16 protein-coding genes are annotated in these 17,544 nt (G+C 46.1%); 12 read left to right on the forward strand and 4 right to left on the reverse strand.

Translation table 11 applies throughout. From position 1 onward, the window contains the following. Window positions 1-75: 75 nt before the first annotated feature. Window positions 76-798, reverse strand: coding sequence for a tRNA1(Val) (adenine(37)-N6)-methyltransferase (locus ACJB0T_RS02585; RefSeq protein WP_479291358.1), 723 nt, complete (start codon window positions 796-798; stop codon window positions 76-78). A 296-nt stretch (window positions 799-1,094) separates the two neighbouring features. Here ACJB0T_RS02585 and brnQ point away from each other — a divergent pair, with 296 nt between their 5' ends. Next, window positions 1,095-2,405 carry a branched-chain amino acid transport system II carrier protein gene (brnQ, locus tag ACJB0T_RS02590; protein WP_479291356.1) on the forward strand — a complete coding sequence of 437 codons (1,311 nt, stop codon included), beginning with the start codon at window positions 1,095-1,097 and terminating at the stop codon, window positions 2,403-2,405. 102 nt (window positions 2,406-2,507) lie between these two features. On the opposite strand, the gene fldB is transcribed toward brnQ, so the two are convergent. Continuing rightward, window positions 2,508-3,026 carry a flavodoxin FldB gene (gene fldB, locus ACJB0T_RS02595; protein WP_479291355.1) on the reverse strand — a complete coding sequence of 173 codons (519 nt, stop codon included), beginning with the start codon at window positions 3,024-3,026 and terminating at the stop codon, window positions 2,508-2,510. 158 nt (window positions 3,027-3,184) lie between these two features. Here fldB and xerD point away from each other — a divergent pair, with 158 nt between their 5' ends. The 8 genes from xerD (at window position 3,185) to ACJB0T_RS02635 (ending at window position 11,871) form a co-directional block, all read left to right on the forward strand. After that, on the forward strand, window positions 3,185-4,093 hold the full coding sequence (gene xerD / locus ACJB0T_RS02600; protein WP_479291353.1) for a site-specific tyrosine recombinase XerD: 909 nt from the start codon (window positions 3,185-3,187) through the stop codon (window positions 4,091-4,093). A gap of 30 nt (window positions 4,094-4,123) precedes the next feature. Next, entirely contained in the window at window positions 4,124-4,918 is a 795-nt protein-coding gene (gene dsbC / locus ACJB0T_RS02605) for a bifunctional protein-disulfide isomerase/oxidoreductase DsbC (protein WP_479291351.1), read from the forward strand. A 39-nt stretch (window positions 4,919-4,957) separates the two neighbouring features. Beyond that, complete coding sequence (gene recJ, locus ACJB0T_RS02610; protein ID WP_479291348.1) at window positions 4,958-6,697, forward strand: single-stranded-DNA-specific exonuclease RecJ; 1,740 nt, start codon at window positions 4,958-4,960, stop codon at window positions 6,695-6,697. Window positions 6,698-6,801: 104 nt separating this feature from the next. Next, a protein-coding gene (gene prfB, locus ACJB0T_RS02615) for a peptide chain release factor 2 (protein ID WP_112459573.1) occupies window positions 6,802-7,900 on the forward strand; the annotation gives its coding sequence in 2 pieces (ribosomal slippage) (window positions 6,802-6,876 and window positions 6,878-7,900; 1,098 coding nt in all). 36 nt (window positions 7,901-7,936) lie between these two features. Continuing rightward, window positions 7,937-9,469 carry a lysine--tRNA ligase gene (gene lysS / locus ACJB0T_RS02620; protein ID WP_479291345.1) on the forward strand — a complete coding sequence of 511 codons (1,533 nt, stop codon included), beginning with the start codon at window positions 7,937-7,939 and terminating at the stop codon, window positions 9,467-9,469. A gap of 221 nt (window positions 9,470-9,690) precedes the next feature. Then, the gene (locus ACJB0T_RS02625) at window positions 9,691-11,019 is read left to right on the forward strand and encodes a sigma-54-dependent transcriptional regulator (RefSeq protein ID WP_479291344.1); all 1,329 of its coding nucleotides are present in this window, start codon (window positions 9,691-9,693) and stop codon (window positions 11,017-11,019) included. Between the two features lie 366 nt (window positions 11,020-11,385). Then, complete coding sequence (locus ACJB0T_RS02630; RefSeq protein ID WP_479291342.1) at window positions 11,386-11,511, forward strand: hypothetical protein; 126 nt, start codon at window positions 11,386-11,388, stop codon at window positions 11,509-11,511. Between the two features lie 108 nt (window positions 11,512-11,619). After that, the gene (locus ACJB0T_RS02635) at window positions 11,620-11,871 is read left to right on the forward strand and encodes a DUF1127 domain-containing protein (protein ID WP_479291340.1); all 252 of its coding nucleotides are present in this window, start codon (window positions 11,620-11,622) and stop codon (window positions 11,869-11,871) included. 90 nt (window positions 11,872-11,961) lie between these two features. On the opposite strand, the gene ACJB0T_RS02640 is transcribed toward ACJB0T_RS02635, so the two are convergent. Continuing rightward, on the reverse strand, window positions 11,962-12,996 hold the full coding sequence (locus ACJB0T_RS02640) for an NADP(H)-dependent aldo-keto reductase (RefSeq protein ID WP_479291338.1): 1,035 nt from the start codon (window positions 12,994-12,996) through the stop codon (window positions 11,962-11,964). 145 nt (window positions 12,997-13,141) lie between these two features. Between ACJB0T_RS02640 and ACJB0T_RS02645 the strand changes: the two genes are divergently transcribed. Further along, a complete protein-coding gene (locus ACJB0T_RS02645; protein WP_479291336.1) occupies window positions 13,142-13,447 on the forward strand; it encodes a DUF6482 family protein in 306 nt (101 codons plus the stop codon). A 3-nt stretch (window positions 13,448-13,450) separates the two neighbouring features. Here the strand turns inward: ACJB0T_RS02645 and mutH are convergent, their stop codons facing one another. Next, the gene (gene mutH, locus ACJB0T_RS02650; RefSeq protein WP_479291334.1) at window positions 13,451-14,116 is read right to left on the reverse strand and encodes a DNA mismatch repair endonuclease MutH; all 666 of its coding nucleotides are present in this window, start codon (window positions 14,114-14,116) and stop codon (window positions 13,451-13,453) included. Between the two features lie 636 nt (window positions 14,117-14,752). Between mutH and rppH the strand changes: the two genes are divergently transcribed. Together rppH and ptsP are read left to right on the forward strand one after the other, a co-directional pair. Next, window positions 14,753-15,271: an RNA pyrophosphohydrolase gene (gene rppH / locus ACJB0T_RS02655; RefSeq protein WP_042473544.1), complete on the forward strand. Its 519-nt coding sequence runs from the start codon at window positions 14,753-14,755 to the stop codon at window positions 15,269-15,271. Window positions 15,272-15,273: 2 nt separating this feature from the next. Then, window positions 15,274-17,523, forward strand: coding sequence for a phosphoenolpyruvate--protein phosphotransferase (gene ptsP, locus ACJB0T_RS02660; RefSeq protein WP_479291332.1), 2,250 nt, complete (start codon window positions 15,274-15,276; stop codon window positions 17,521-17,523). Window positions 17,524-17,544: the final 21 nt, after the last annotated feature.

The raw sequence follows: 17,544 nt of genomic DNA on the forward strand, positions 1-17,544 counted from the left end.
TTAACCCTGAGCAAAAAAACATCAAACAGGGAAAAAGTAGGGCGGCTATTATACTCAAACGAACGCGCGGCGCACTTACATTTTAAGGTAAAAGTCCTTAGTTAGAGTAATAAAATCCGCAGAATATCCACCGGCGTCACTATGGATAACTAAATGCTCCTCTTTACACTCTTCAAATACCTGACTCAAGGTAAACAGCAGACGGTGACAAGGCTTTTTAGGGGTGGTTTGTACTCGGCATAGGCGTGTTAAATGCCAACCTTGCTGCTTAGCCATTGCGATGAACTGCTCACCTTCTGGTGTTGGCAGGACAAAGCTGGCTTGTCCTTCCTCAATAAGTAAGCTGCGGCAGCGCTCTAGTAATTGCTCATGTGCTAGGGTGTGAGTATGTCTGGCAGTGGCTCGCTGGGTATTGTGCGAGACTTCACCACTATTAAAGTAGGGAGGGTTGCAAATGATCCCCGTAAATCGTTCGCTAAAGTTTTGGTTTAATACATCGCCTTGAAGCAGCGTTAAACGTGCACTCCATCTGCTGGCCCTGAAGCTGCGTTTGGCGTCATTAATGGCCGTGCTGTCGATATCGACCGCCATAATTGCGGCAGTTTGAAAGCGCTGAGCGCACATTAAGGCTAAAAGGCCAGTACCGGTGCCGATATCAAGCAGCCGCTCGGCGTTGGTAAATTGTGCCCATGCACCAAGAAGTACCCCATCGGTGCTAACAGGCATTCCTGAGTGACCATCGAGAATTGCGAACTGTTTGAATTGAAAGCCTTTCGTTGTTGATGTGCTACGAGTCATAAGTTATTTTGTTAATCGTTTGCTTTTTAGTGATAGGTACTGGTGTTAAATTTTTGAACAGTGATATGTTCTGTTTTTGATCGGTGTGTTTATGAAATTGATCGAGATGAAATACCGCCTTGGTTTGTCAGTCTAGTTATTTGAACTGCTTTTAATTCGATTAAGCAAATTTATATAGTGTTTATATCTATATCTATTGCTTATTGACTAGTGATTCGTCATTATGCCCGCCTTATTTTACGAGGGAACCAAGATTCCTTCTATAGAAACACAACATAACAAGTAAGGGCATATCTGTGAAACAGACGTTAAAAACAACAGATATTATAGCAGTCGGTTTTATGCTGTTTGCGTTTTTCCTTGGTGCTGGCAACATCATCTTTCCACCACTAGCGGGTCAATTGGCGGGTGAGAATTTGCTCCCAGCGATGACCGGTTTTCTTCTCACTGCAGTAGGTCTTCCTCTTCTTACCATTATTGCTGTTGCAGTGGCAGGAGGCTCTTGGGAGCACCTGACGAAAGACTTGCCAAAGAAAGCTGCGACGCTTATTGCGGTACTGATCTTCATTATTATCGGTCCTGCATTCGCCGCGCCTCGTACTGGTCTAGTTGCTTATGAAATGGCGATTCGCCCGTTCTTCGCGGACGCCGCACAAGTACACCTAACGATTTTCTCAATCCTGTTTTTTGCTGTTGCTATGTCATTTGCTTGGTCGCAAGGCAAATTGATTGATGTTATCGGTAAGGTGCTTACGCCAGTTCTGTTTGTTGGCCTTATTGTTCTTGCAGGTGCGGTATTCATTGACCCACAAGGTGAGATGATTGCTCCAGTCGGAGAGTACCTAAGTCAGCCTCTGACGAAAGGTTTCCTTGAAGGTTACAACACCATGGACACCTTCGGTTCTTTGATGTTTGGTATGTTGATTGTGGATGCACTGCGTAAGAAAGGCATCACTGAGCAAGCAGCAACGACTAAGTACCTAATTAGCGCGGCATTCATTGCGGCAGCAGGTCTTGCATTTGTCTACATCTCACTGTTCTACCTAGGTGCGACGAGCGCAACGGTGGCAGCAGGTGCTGACAACGGCGGCGCAATCTTAAGCCAATACGTACAAGCGTTGTTTGGTCCATACGGTCAAATCGTTCTCTCTGTGATTGTGTTGCTAGCGTGTTTGACGACGGCGATCGGTCTGATCTCAGCGTGTTCTGATTACTTCAGTTCACTCACGTCTATCAGCTACCAGAAATGGGTTGTGATCATTGGTGTTGCATGTGCTGTTGTAGCAAACGTTGGTTTGGCACAGCTTATCTCACTATCGGTTCCAGTACTGTTTGCGCTATACCCAGTTGCGATTGCGCTAGTCGCTTTGACATTTACTCGCAAGTACCTAGCGAACCCGAAACTTGCTTATCGCGTGGTTATCTTAGTATCACTGGCATTTGCTATGATCGATGCTGCGAAAGTAGCGGGTATTGATGTGTCTGCATTCAACGCACTGCCGCTGTTCAGTGTAGGCATGGGTTGGGTAATGCCTACGTTTGTTGCGATTGTTTGCATGTGCTTTATTGGTCGCAGTGACCAAAGCCTAGAGCAAGAAGCTGCGTAGTAAACTCTACTAGCAAGACTTCGCAAAAACTAAAACGGCGCCTATTATATAGGCGCCGTTTGTTTAGGCATTTTTTCTTTGTAAGTATCAAATCTGTCAGCATCAAAGCGTTTGCTGATACTCAACAAGGATTTGCTCAATCCAGCTTGCAATGCGCTCATCACTGAGTTCGTATTGAGAGTCTTCATCCAAAGCGAGGCCGACAAACTGACTGCCATCTTCGGTGAGTGCTTTTGACGCTTCAAATTCGTAGCCTTGGTTATTCCAGTAACCAATAAATTGAGCACCTGTTGGTTTAAGCTCGTCGTGTAGCATGCCCATGGCATCGAGATACCATTCGCCATAGCCTTCCTGATCGCCTAACCCGAATAGAGCGACAACTTTACCACTGAGTGATACACCGGAGATTTGATCCCAAATAGCGCCCCAGTCTTCTTGGAGTTCACCAAAATCCCAAGTGGAAATGCCTAAGATAAGCAGGTCGTATTCGCTCATCTTGGTAATAGGCGTCTCTTTTACGTTGAATATGTCGACGATATCAGGGCCGATGATGTCGCGGATTTTCTCTGCAGCCATCTCGGTGTAGCAGGTGGACGAGCCGTAAAATAAGCCTATTTTCATAACTTCACTGTATCTTGGTTGTGATGATTGGCCAAGATTCTACTCTGAATTCGACCATCTTTGCAGCGCTTATTCGTTAGGTGATGGTTTTTTATGGCAATCTGGTTTTTTCTCGCTTACTCTGTTCAAAGTACTGTATAAACATCCAAGAGGTAGTCGTGAGCGACGTCAATATCCAAGATCAGGGCTTAGTGGAGCAATTTCTCGATTCCATGTGGATGGAGCGAGGATTGTCAGAAAACACCTTGGCGTCTTATCGAAATGATTTGGTGAAGTTGTTGAAATGGATGCATGAACACAACTATAAACTGGATTTTATTAGCTTAGCGGGCTTGCAGGAGTATCAAAGCTGGTTGGCGGATCAAAACTACCAGCAAAGCTCAAGAGCGAGAATGCTGTCTGCCATCCGTCGGTTGTTCCAATATCTGCACCGAGAAAAACTGCGCTCGGACGATCCGACCGCTCTATTGGTGAGCCCAAAGCTTCCTAAGCGACTACCGAAAGATTTAACCGAAGATCAAGTAACGGCGCTCCTGGATGCGCCCGATCCGAACGATCCAATAGAGCTGCGTGACAAAGCGATGCTAGAGCTTCTTTACGCTACTGGCCTTCGTGTTACAGAGCTAGTGAGCCTGACGATGGAAAACATCAGCCTGAGACAGGGCGTGGTGCGTGTTGTTGGTAAAGGCAACAAAGAGCGTTTAGTGCCTATGGGCGAGAACGCCATTGATTGGATCTCTGAGTTTATCGATAAAGGTCGCCCGCAGCTGCTTGGTGAAAAAACCTCGGATGTGGTGTTTCCAAGCAAACGCGCAAGGCAGATGACCCGACAAACCTTTTGGCACCGTATTAAGTTCTATGCTGTGTTGGCTGATATTGATACCGAGTTATTGTCGCCACACGTATTAAGACACGCTTTTGCGACGCACCTATTGAACTATGGTGCAGATCTGCGTGTCGTACAGATGTTGCTCGGGCATAGTGACTTATCTACGACACAAATTTATACTCACGTAGCAACTGAACGATTGAAGAACATTCATAGCCAGCATCATCCAAGGGCTTAATTTAACGTTTTCTATACAAAGGTGATTTTAATGAGCGTATTACGCCGCTTAACTCTACTTTCTCTGCCATTTTTCGTGACGGCTTGCGGTGCAGAAGAGTCTCAACCAAGCCAAGTAACACCAGCAACTGCCGTTGAAGCGGCGGCGGTAAGCAGCGCAGCAGATGAAGCGGCCATTCGTGAACGACTTGCCAAAATCGGCATTGAGGTATCAGAAGTGGTGGCTTCAGATATTGCGGGTCTGGTAGAAGTTCGCACTCCTGGCGGTATCTTGTTCGCATCACCATCAGGTGATCATTTCATTGCGGGTACGTTGTACTCGATTGATGCTGACGGTAATTACAAAGACGTGATTGCTGAGCGTCAGGCTCCAATCAATGCGGAAAAAATTGCTTCATTTTCTGACACAGTCATCGAATACAAAGCAAAAGACGAGAAGTACGTAGTGACGGTATTCACTGACGTTACTTGTGGCTACTGTGTGAGACTGCACAGCCAAATGCAAGAATACAACGACCTTGGAATTACCGTGCGCTACCTTGCTTACCCACGACAAGGCGCGACAGGCTCGGTTGCTGATCAAATGGCGAAAATCTGGTGTTCAGAGAATCCAGCAGGCGCGATGCATGATGCGAAAGTTAACCGCAAAGAAGCAGTGTTCGATGGCGACCTGAAACAGTGCCAAGAGACCGTAGCTAAACACTACGAGCTTGGACGCGAGCTAGGTATCAGTGGTACTCCAGCAATCTTCCTACCAAATGGTGAAATGGTCGGTGGTTACCTTCCTCCTGCTGATCTTCTAAAGCGTCTACAACAAATTCAATAACGATTAGGATTGGGGCCTCTTTGGGCCCCATTGCATTTTATGATAGAAATCCAACGCCGCCCTGATGTCGATATTTCGATACTTCCTGACTCTATTCCTGCATTGCTGCGCCGTCTTTACATCAGCCGTGGCGTGAGTGATGTCGCTCAATTGGAAAAAGCGGCTAAAGGGCTGCACTCTTACCAAGAGCTAGCAGGTATTGACGCCGCTGTTGAGCTGCTGTTTGAAGCGATTGAGCAGCAAAAACGCATTATCGTCGTCGGTGACTTTGATGCTGATGGTGCGACGAGTTCTGCGCTCTCTGTGCTGGCACTGCGTATGCTGGGTAGCCGCAATGTCGACTATTTGGTGCCTAACCGTTTTGAAGATGGCTATGGTCTAAGCCCTGAGGTGGTCGATCAAGCTATCGAGATTGGCGTAGAAGTCATCATGACCGTAGATAATGGTGTCTCTTCGATTTCTGGGGTGCAGTACGCCAAAGACAATAACATCAAGGTGCTGGTGACTGACCATCACTTGCCTGGTTCTGAGCTACCGAATGTGGATGCCATGGTCAATCCCAACCTTAATGAGTGTGGTTTTCCATCGAAAGCACTGGCAGGTGTTGGCGTTGCGTTCTATTTGATGATGGCGCTTTGCGTTTATATGCGAAAGCGTAACTGGTTCGCCGAGCAAGGCATGGCTGAGCCAAAGCTGATGGAGTTGATTGATTTGGTGGCGCTCGGTACCGTAGCCGATGTGGTGGCTTTGGATGAGAATAACCGCATCTTAGTGCACCAAGGTCTGCAGCGAATTCGCGCAGGCAAAGCCAGACCCGGCATTCAAGCTTTGATTGAAATCGCTAAACGCGATGCAAGAAAGCTGGTGGCATCCGACTTTGGCTTTGCGCTTGGTCCAAGAATCAATGCAGCAGGCCGCTTGGATGACATGTCGTTTGGTGTTGAGCTTTTGATGTCGGATAACATCCATGCCGCACGTCGTATGGCCAGCGAACTTGATGGACTTAACCAGACGCGTAAAGACATCGAAGAAGGCATGAAGCAAGAAGCATTGGCATTTTGTGAGCGTTTGCAAATTAGTGATAAGGCGGCGTTGCCTTATGGCCTAGCGCTGTTCCAGCGTGACTGGCACCAAGGTGTGATTGGTATTTTGGCTTCTCGTATTAAAGACAAATTCCATCGTCCGGTGATTGCGTTTGCCGATGGTGGTGAGGGGACGATCAAAGGCTCTTGTCGCTCTATCCAAGGTTTGCATATGCGCGATGCCCTAGACCGAATCGATACTCAAAACCCTGGACTGATTTTGAAGTTTGGTGGCCATGCGATGGCAGCCGGCCTTACCATCATGGAAAAAGACTTCGAGCGCTTTAGTAAGCTGTTTGATGAGGTGGTGCGTGAAGAGCTGGGTGATACCGCGCTAAAAGGTATTATCTTGTCGGATGGTGAGTTGACACCGGAAGAGTTTTCTATGCATACCGCAGAGCAGATCCGTGCTGGAGGTCCTTGGGGACAAGCGTTCCCTGATCCTGTGTTTGATGGTGAGTTTAAAGTACTGCATCAAAAGCTGGTGGGTGAAAAACACCTAAAGCTGATGGTCGAGCCGATGCACAAAGGATTTGGGACCAATATTATGCTGGATGCAATCGCCTTTAATGTGGATTTACGCCGTTGGCCAGATGCCTCGGTGAAAACGGTCACTCTCGCTTACAAACTGGATATCAATGAGTTTCGTGGAAACCAGTCATTGCAACTGATGGTCGACCATATTGAGCCTCGATAGGGGCTTGATATTTCGGTCAAGGAAAATCGATATTTTCCTGTATCTTCGTCACATTTTTGAGTAGAATTCTGCGGTTAAATTCTACTCATAAATGCTGAGCAAATATGTTTGAAATCAATCCTATCAAAAACCGCCTACAGGATGTGTCTGAACGCACAAATATCCTGAGGGGGTATCTTTGACTATGACGCTAAGAAAGAGCGTCTAGAAGAAGTCAACGCAGAACTTGAACAACCGGATGTATGGAACGAGCCTGAGCGTGCGCAAGCACTCGGTAAAGAACGTGCCTCATTGGAAGCGGTTGTTGAAACCATCGACCTTCTTGACCAAGGTGTAGAAGATGTAGACGGTCTTCTTGAACTTGCGGTTGAAGAAGAAGACCAAGAAACCTTCGATGAAATTGAACCAGAACTTGCTGAACTGGAAGCCAAGCTAGAAACGCTTGAGTTCCGTCGTATGTTCGCCGGTGACCACGATGCGTCAGATTGCTACATCGACTTGCAATCAGGCTCTGGTGGTACGGAAGCGCAAGACTGGACCAATATGATGCTACGTATGTACCTTCGTTGGGCTGAAGCGAAAGGCTTCAAGACAGAAATCATCGAAGTATCAGAAGGTGAAGTTGCGGGCCTTAAAGGCGCGACTGTGAAGGTATCGGGCGAGTATGCTTATGGTTGGCTACGTACAGAGACAGGTGTTCACCGTCTAGTTCGTAAGTCACCATTCGACTCAAGCGGCCGTCGTCACACTTCATTTGCGTCTGCGTTTGTTTATCCAGAGATTGATGACAACATTGATATCGAGATCAACCCATCTGATCTTCGTATCGACGTATACCGCGCTTCCGGTGCGGGTGGTCAGCACGTTAACACCACGGAATCTGCGGTTCGTATTACTCACGTTCCAACGAACATCGTGGTTCAGTGTCAGAACGATCGTTCTCAGCATAAAAACAAAGACCAAGCGATGAAACAGCTACGTGCAAAACTGTTCGAGCATGAACTGCAAAAGCAAAATGCAGAGAAGCAAGCGAACGAAGATGCCAAATCTGACATCGGTTGGGGCAGCCAAATTCGCTCTTACGTACTTGATGATTCACGCATTAAAGACTTGCGTACTGGCATTGAGAACCGCAACACTCAAGCGGTTCTTGATGGCGACTTGGACAAATTTATCGAAGCTAGCCTAAAATCAGGCCTGTAAGCTTTTCACCACTTTTAAAACAGGATACATCGAAAAATGACTGATGCTGTTCAAAACGAAAACGCACAAGAAGCCTATTCACCTGAAGAAAATAAGCTAATCGCTGAGCGCCGCGCAAAATTGGATCATATCCGTAAAAGCTGTAAAGCGAACGGCCACCCAAATGATTTCCGTCGTGAGCACCTAGCGGGCGACCTTCAAGCGGAATTTGGTGAAAAGACAAAAGAAGAGCTAGAAGAGCTAAACCACGTAGTGGCAATCGCAGGTCGTGTTATGGCTAAGCGTGGTCCATTCCTAGCGATTCAAGAAACGTCTGGTCGTATCCAAGCATACGCAGCAAAAGATGTTCAAAAAGAGCTGAAAGAGAAATACCAAGGCCTTGATATCGGTGACATCATCGGTGTGAAAGGTGCACTTCACAAGTCTGGTAAAGGCGATCTTTACGTGAACATGGAGTCGTACGAGTTGCTAACGAAAGCACTTCGTCCGCTACCAGAGAAGTTCCACGGTCTGACTGACCAAGAGATGCGTTACCGTCAGCGTTACGTTGACCTAATCGTGAACGAAGACTCTCGTCACGCGTTCATTATTCGCTCTAAGCTAGTATCGGCAATCCGTAACTTCATGAGCTCAAAAGGCTACCTAGAAGTTGAAACGCCAATGATGCACGTGATCCCTGGTGGCGCGACAGCACGTCCATTTATCACACATCACAATGCACTAGACATCGACATGTTCCTACGCGTTGCACCAGAGCTTTACCTAAAACGTCTAGTGGTTGGTGGCTTTGATCGCGTATTTGAGATCAACCGTAACTTCCGTAACGAAGGTCTATCGCCACGTCACAACCCAGAATTCACTATGATGGAATTCTACCAAGCTTACGCTGACTACAAAGATCTGATGGATCTGACGGAAGAGATGCTAAGCACGGTAGCGATGGAGGTTCTAGGTTCAACGTCTATGCCTTACGGTGACGAAACCGTTGAGTTTGGTGGCACTTACGCACGTATGAGCATGTTTGAAGCGATCAAGCACTACAACCCAGACCACGCTGAAATTCAAGCGCTAACAGAAGAAGATCTAACTAACCGTGACAAGATGGTAGCAATTGCGAAATCTGTACACGTTGAGGTTGAGACGTTCTGGACATGTGGTCAGCTTCTTGAAGAGATCTTTGGTGAGACGGCTGAACCTCAGCTAATCCAGCCAACGTTTATCACTGGCTACCCAGCAGATATTTCTCCATTGGCGCGTCGTAGCGATGACAACCCATTCTTCACAGACCGCTTTGAGTTCTTCATTGGCGGCCGTGAAGTAGCGAACGGCTTCTCTGAGCTTAACGATGCAGAAGACCAAGACGCGCGCTTCAAAGCACAGGTTGATGCGAAAGACGCGGGTGATGACGAAGCGATGTACTACGATGCAGACTACATTACTGCACTAGAACACGGTCTACCACCAACTGCGGGTCAAGGTATTGGTATCGACCGTCTAGCGATGCTATTTACTAATACGCACACTATTCGCGACGTTATCCTATTCCCAGCGATGCGTCCTCAGCAGTAAGTTCTCTGCTAAGGTTATGATTTCCTACAAAGCCTCTCCTCGGAGAGGCTTTTTTTCATGCCAAATTTCCTTGAATGTTTATAGAAAAGTTACAAATCGTGCACTAGTCTTAAATATGAGACACCGCTGTACGAGTTAAACGCGATGGTCGTCTTTGATAGATAGCCTCACATGCATAGAATGGAGCTATTGAATCTAAAAACAATAATAGGAATGATGTAATGGGAACCGAATTTCGGATGGATTCAATCCCCGGCTCTTTGGTCGTGGTGGGTGGAGTTTATGAGCCTTGGCTGTCTGTTCTGGAGCAAGCGGGCTGGCGCTGCACGCAATGTTCTGATCTTCGCAAAGCAGATGCGCTGTTTTCTGAGATTGGACCATGTATTGGTATTGTCGATCTCACGCGAGATGATTTTAGCCTAAATGGTATCGCGAAACTCGTTAGCACACATAAACAGGTGCGTTGGATTGCCTTTATCCGTGAGTCGCAACTCAGCTCAGATACGATTTGCCAGTTTATCGTCAACTTTTGTATCGATTTTTTCACCACGCCAATTCCAGACTCAAGGCTCATGAGTACCATAGGCCACCAGCTTGGTATGCTAAAACTTGAGCAAAAAGTTTGGCCGCACAATGGCAACGATAATGACTTAGGAATCGTCGGGCAATCGCTGCCTATTAGACGACTACGTGACCAAATACGTCGTATTGGTCCAACAGATGTGAGCATTATGAACCATGGTGAGGTCGGGGCTGGCAAGGAGTCGGTCGCCAAAGCGATTCATCGCTGTTCAGCTCGTTCGCAAAAGCCGTTTATTGCCGTCAATTGTCGTGCGTTCTCGGATGCTCGTTTCGAGAACGAGTTTTTTGGGATGCATGACGCTTCCCAGAGTTCATTGCTGGATCAAGCATCAGGCGGCACCATTGTCCTCAACGACATCTTTACTCTGCCACCTAAGCAGCAACTTAACTTATTAAAGTTCTATCAAGATGGACAAATTGAAACTGCTAAAGGCATCAAGGAGTTTGATGTCCGTATTTTAGCGGCGGATTCCTCAGATATTGAAAAAGCACTGGGTGACAGTACCTTTAACGAAGAGCTCTTCCACTGCATTAATGTGCTAAGAATTAATGTCCCTAGCCTTAAAGAGCGTGCGACAGACATTGCACTTTTGGTGACATATTACATAAACCAATTTGCTAAAGAATTTAATTCGCCTGTGAAATCCATTGACGACGATGCAATTAAGTCACTGACTTATTATCATTGGCCTGGAAACGTGAAAGAGCTAATGAATCAGGTGAAGCGCGCGGTATTAATGACCGAAGAAGAAGTGTTAGCGAAAAAACATTTTGAACTACCGGGTACCTTTTCTGGTAAACGTAGTTTGAAAAGTATTCGGGAACGTTCAGAGCGTGATGCGCTTATTTTAGTCCTCGATAGTCACAACGGTCAGGTAACCCAAGCGGCGAAAGAGTTAGGCATTTCCCGAGCGACGATGTATCGCCTATTGAACAAGCACAACTTGATCACAGAAGAGACTATCTAGCGTAAGGGTAGGGTTTTGAACAAGAAAAGGTGCTTCGGCACCTTTTTTGGTTAAATAGCCTCCGTTTTTAGTGGGTTACATTGTCATTACACAGAAGGTTGATTCAGCTCGCACCAAGTGGACTTGAAAGAATATCAGGTTGTATTTTGCTTAAATAAAATTTAACACCATGTTTCGGTAGGGGGGTGATTAAATATTCGGCAGTAAAACGCTTGTGATCGTCATCACTAGAGTATTTATTTGTTTTTCACTTTTTTGTATATGTTTTGTTGATTTAATAAACGAACTGCATAAGAATTAACCGTGAGCGAGACGCTCACTTACCCAAATTTCAGGATTAATTAAGTCAGTATGGAGGCACAGAAAATGATGAATCGTATTTCTTTTATCAACGCTTGTGCTGTTCGCCGTACTGATGCTGATCATATGTGTGGTCTAGTATCGACCACCACTATTGCCGATAAACCCGTGGCAAGTTCAGCACAAGTTTAATTAATCCGTAACCTTATGAGGCTGCGGAAATAGCAGTCACATAAGAGTCTTTATATCTTTCCTAGACCGCTATTTCTCTCCTCTTTATTTCTTAATCTGGAGATTATTATGCGTACATCTGTTTATCTAACTGTCGCAACATGGCTAATTAAAGCTGATATTCAAAAACAAGAGCGTGAGTGGAAAAGACGCTACCGTCGCAATGCGTATCAACTACCACTTCACAACGAGCACCTGCTAAGAGATATCGGCCTAGACAGGGAGGGGCGTCCACTTGGTAACGTTGCTGCTCCTCAAGTTGTCGCTAAGCGCAAAGCTCGTCATCTACGTCGAGAATTGCAGTCAAGATTAGTTACGTAACGTAAGGCGGGCAGAGTCACTGCCCGCCGATGACTTGAGATAGCGAGGCTTTATCATATTTCCATTCCTCGCACACACTAGAAAGTAAGACTAGGGGCAAGGGTTTGAATATCTTGCCCCTATTATTTGTAGCTCTTCTAACAGTTCATCGGACAAGGTAACGTCAATACTATCGATATTACTTTTCAGCTGGTCGAGATTGGTGGCACCAATAATGTTGGAGGCTACAAAAGGACGTTGATTGACAAATGCCAGCGCCATTTGTGAGGGGTCTAGACCGTGTTTATAAGCGAGATCTACATAGGCCTGAGTCGCTTCAATACCTTGAGGCGTGAAGTATCGAACAAAGCGTTCAAATAGGCTGCAACGTGCGCCTTCTGGTTTTTTTCCATTGAGGTATTTACCGCTCAAGCAACCGAAGGCTAATGGCGAGTAGGCGAGTAGCTCAACCCCTTCATGATGACTGATTTCCGACAGTCCCACTTCAAAGCTTCGATTAAGCAGATTGTATGGGTTTTGAATGGAAACGATTCTTGGCAAGTCGTGCTTTTCCGCTAACTTGAGCAGTGTCATTACGCCCCATGGGGTTTCGTTGGAGACGCCAATGTAGCGAATTTTTCCTGCCTTAATTAGCTCGTTTAGTGCTTCGAGCGTTTCAATTAAGGTGACTTCTTCATTCGCGTCAGGGTAAGGATAATTGAGTTGACCGAAACAGTTAGTTTGACGCTGAGGCCAATGAAGCTGATAAAGATCGATATAGTCAGTCTTTAATCGAGTTAGGCTGTCATCAAGCGCTTGATGAATATTGCGTCGATCTAGGCTTATGTTATCGCGAATGTATGGGACGTTGCGCGGGCCAGCGACCTTAGTTGCCAGAACGACTTTTTGTCTTTTATCGGAATGCGATAACCAGTCTCCGATATAAGATTCAGTTATCCCCTGAGTTTTCTGTTTTGGAGGGACGGGATACATCTCAGCGGTATCGATGAAATTGATCCCACGCTCAACGGCATAATCGAGTTGTTCAAACGCTTCTTGCTTGGTGTTTTGCTCACCGAATGTCATGGTTCCCAAACAAATTTTACTGACTTCGAGCGAAGAGTGGGGGAGCGAGTGGTATTTCATTGAGCCATCCTTGCTTGTTGTTATTTGATTCCACTATACCCCGTTTTTATAAAAGATCTGCTCATTTAATGCGCAACTGGCTGCGCTTTGGCTAAACTGATAGTGATAAGTCACGCATTATCCACAAAAGCAAAGGAGGTGGACTATGCAAAAACATCAGCTCGATCGTTGGTTACACGGACATCATAAAGAGAGTTATAAGCCACCTAAGGTGTTTGTGATCGGTTGTGCTGATATTTCACACTATTTACTTGCAGTGGAATACAAGCACAAACTCGAACCTATTAAACAAGATGACGAAACTATTCACTTTGAGTCGTTAGACTCTGTGAAGGAGGCACTCACAAGCCTTGGTGTTGAAAAAGCGTATTTACGGCTTCACAACGCCTACGATGAATGTGGGAGTGCTGAGATGAATCGATATTGCGATATTGAGCTCAACTTACACTGAGTATCAAGCAAAGTAGGTTTCTAGAATATATCCGGTGAAACTTGCTCTTAGGTAGAAACCTCGGGGCAGGGTTTTGATTGGCTGGCCAGTCGCCCCATATGCTTCCGTCTTTGCTCGACTGTTGGCGGCCTTTGGCCTTATCTGCAGTACTTCACCACTTCTGGCCGTAATTTGGTTAACGTCTCCCAGCGCAATTAAATCCATCAGTTCTTCCCAGTCGTTTTTTAGTTGTGTTTCTTCTTGCTTTGACGGGCTCCAGATAAGCGGGGAGCCAACGCGCCTTTCTGCTACTGGTATTTCGCGCTCACCCTCTACGGGTAGCCACAGGACTCTAGATAGTTTGTTTCGAATATGACTGGTTTCCCAAGTGAGTCCAGTGATCCCTGTTAAGGGAGCGACGCAAACAAAGGTTGATTCTAATGGTTTACCGTTGTAACCAATGGGGATGCTTTTTAGCTCGACACCGATCTCTGGAAAATCTTGTACAGGTTTGCTACCCGCTGTTGCACCAAGGTGCCATTCTAACAATTGTCCAACCCAACCTTTATCACGTTTGAGATTGTCAGGCACGCGCATATTGGCTTGTTTGGCAAGCTCACCAAAGCTCACACCGGCGATTTGACGAGCGCGCTCTAACAGTTCGGATTCAGTTTTTGGGGAAGTGTTCATGAGTTCTTAATGTCGCTGTTTTGTCTAACCTCAGATAGTTTACCATGAGAACGAACTCACGCTCTGCAGAAATGCCTTGTACAAAAAAGGATCACTTTGCTGGAAACTTGATCTATTCAAAACTTATCCACAGGTCGAGGTCTAAATTGCGACTAAAATTAGATGCATGGATAAATGATCAGTGTATTTTAATCGACAAACTGCTTGAAATATCGGGGTTTGTATGAAATTTGGCTTTCTTGATGTGGATAAACATTGCTGTGGTTGATCTTTGACCGATCTGAGTTGGGATGAGATTTAGTTACTAGAATGGTGGATATACCTTACGTCTAACTCTCTTAAGTTGTTGTTTTTTATTGGGTTTTAATTTTATTGATTTAATGGTTTGAATTATTAGGTTGTTTTTTTTCGATGTTTTTTCGAGAGATCAACGATTCTGCACACAGTTATTCACAGAAAAGGTGAATAAATGTGGCCTATGTCTCATTGCAGTGTTGATAACTAAGGTCTTGTTTGAATCTTATCCAGTGCGTGACAAAGAAGTGGTAATTGTTCAAATTTACACATCCATAAGTTTGCTCAAGTTGGGGATATGTGGAAAAATCAAGGTAATGAAAATTTAATTGAGGTTGGCCAGTGATAGATGGCGATGGTTACCGACTGAATGTTGGTATTGTAATCTGTAACAACCATGGTCAGGTCTTCTGGGCTAAACGATACGGACAACACTCATGGCAGTTCCCTCAGGGCGGTATTGACGAAGGCGAATCCCCTGAAGAAGCCATGTATCGAGAACTGTATGAAGAAGTGGGATTGACTAAGAACGATGTTAAAGTCGTTGCGGTCAGTCGTCACTGGTTAAGATATAAGTTACCCAAGCGCTTGGTGCGCTGGGATTCGAAACCGGTCTGTATTGGGCAAAAACAGAAATGGTTTTTACTGCGTTTGGACTGTGATGAGTCCAAAATCAATATGCAGCGCGGTAATACCCCTGAGTTTGATGGTTGGCGTTGGGTAAGTTACTGGTACCCAGTTAGACAAGTGGTTTCGTTCAAGCGTGATGTCTACCGCCGTGCGATGAAAGAGTTTGCGTCGCTCGCGATGCCGTTTAAAGAACGAAAGTTTAAAGGCAAAAGAAAGCATCGAAGAGGGTAAGTATGCTATCGCAACTAAGGGATATAGTTGAGCACGTCTCGAAAGTAGAAGACGTGCATGCAGCCCTCGAGATGTTAGTGCAGCAAACATGTTCAGCGATGAACACGGAATGCTGCACCATTTATCTTGCCAACGACGATAAGCAGCGCCTTGAACTCATGGCGACCCAAGGGCTTATCTTCCAAGGTGATACGATCCATATTGGCTTCAATGAAGGTTTGGTTGGCTTAGTTAAGCGCACCGCAGAGCCTATCAACTTGGCGGAAGCCGCCAAACACTCCGCATTTAAGTTTTTCCCTGAGCTTGGGGAAGGTGTTTACCATTCTTTTCTTGGCACGCCCATCATTCATCGTAAGCAAGTGCTCGGTGTGTTAGTTGTGCAGCAAAAAAGCTCCCGTCAGTTTAGTGAAATGGAGGAGTCTTTTTTGGTCACGCTGTCAGCGCAGGTTGCAGTGCTGATTGCCCACGCTATTGCGCAAGGGCACGGTTTTTTTGATGACAAAGCAGCAACTGTTATTAAAGGTATTGGCGCTTCTACTGGCGTTGCGATTGGCCCTATTTGGTGGGATAACACTCAGCCAGATTTAAGTGACGTATTCCCTGCATCTACGCTCGATGTAGCACGTGAGCAAGAGATCCTCTCAGTTGCGATTGAACATGCGCTAGCGGACTTTAAACGCATGCGTAAAAAGCTCGATTTAGAGCTCAACAAAGATGCGCTGGCGATATTTGATCTGTTTACTCACTTGCTCAACGACCCCATGTTGAGAAATGACCTTAAGGCTCAGATCCAAAAAGGGGACAGAGCGGATTGGGCATTACGACAAGTGGTGGAGAGTTACGCCAACCGCTTCGCGAAAATGTCTGACTTGTATATGCGTGAGCGAGCGCAAGATATTAAAGAGCTGGGGCAGCGATTACTGTTCTTCCTTCACGACACTGAGTTCCCCATTCACGAGTTTAACGAGCCTGTGATCTTAGTGGTCCGAGAGCTGACCGCTTCAATTTTAGCGTCTATTCCTAAAGAGCAGTTACTCGCGGTCGTGTCACTCGAGGGGGCAGCGAACTCGCACGCGGCAATTTTATCTAGAGCTATGGGTATTCCGGCGGTCATGGGCGTCAATACCAACCCCGAACTGCTTAGTGGTAAGCTCGGTATTGTCGATGGCTATAGCGGGGAAATATTCCCAGACCCAAGCCAAGAGCTGCTATTGGAATACCGCGAGCTGGTCAGTGAAGAGTCGGAACTGTCACAAATGGTGGAGTCAACGGCTAATCTCCATGCGGCAACTAAAGATGGTCAGCGTATTCAAGTGATGCTCAATGCGGGGCTTAGTGCTGATACCAGTATCTCTATCAACAAAAATGTTGATGGTGTCGGCTTGTACCGTACCGAAATCTTGTTCTTACTGCAGCAGCAGTTTCCATCGGAAGAGGAGCAGCTTCATCAATATCGCTCTGTGATGAGCGCTTACCCAAATAAGCGAGTCGTCATGCGCACATTGGATATTGGTGGCGACAAAGCGTTGCCGTATCTGCCTATTGATGAGGACAATCCATTTTTGGGTTGGCGTGGGATCCGTTTTACCCTCGATCATCCCGATATCTTTTTGATTCAGCTTCGGGCGATGCTGCGCGCCAGCATTGGCATTGATAATCTGAGCATTTTGCTGCCTATGGTCTCCTCGGTGCAGGAGTTTGATGATGCGGCCACCTTGATTGAACAAGCCTATCAAGAAGTACATGATGCGCATCCAGAAGTGAAAAAACCACAAATTGGTGTGATGATTGAAGTTCCATCGATGCTGTATATTTTGCCGTTCATGGCAGAGCGAGTCGATTTTGTTTCGGTGGGCACCAATGACTTAACCCAATATTTATTGGCGGTTGATCGCAATAATGCGCAAGTGGCCGATATCTACGAAACGTTGCATCCCTCGGTGCTTGCGGCGATGAAACACATTTTTGTGACTTGCCAAGCCTATGACTTACCTGTGTGTATCTGTGGCGAGTTGGCAGGTGACCCTATTGGCGCGCTTCTACTCGTTGGCTTAGGTTACGATACCTTGAGTATGAACACCTCTAATGTGGCAAAAGTGAAGTACTTGCTTGCGCAGAGTTCACTCGATGAGCTTAAGCAACTTGCTGACAAAGCGATGATGCAACCTTACGGAAAAACCATCTACAATCAAATGCGCGATTTCTTTGAGGCCAAAGGTCTTGCAGGCTTTATCCGTGCAGGTAAATTTTAACTCTTATATTTTGGTCTTGTT

Source organism: Vibrio sp. CB1-5 (genome assembly GCF_059412285.1).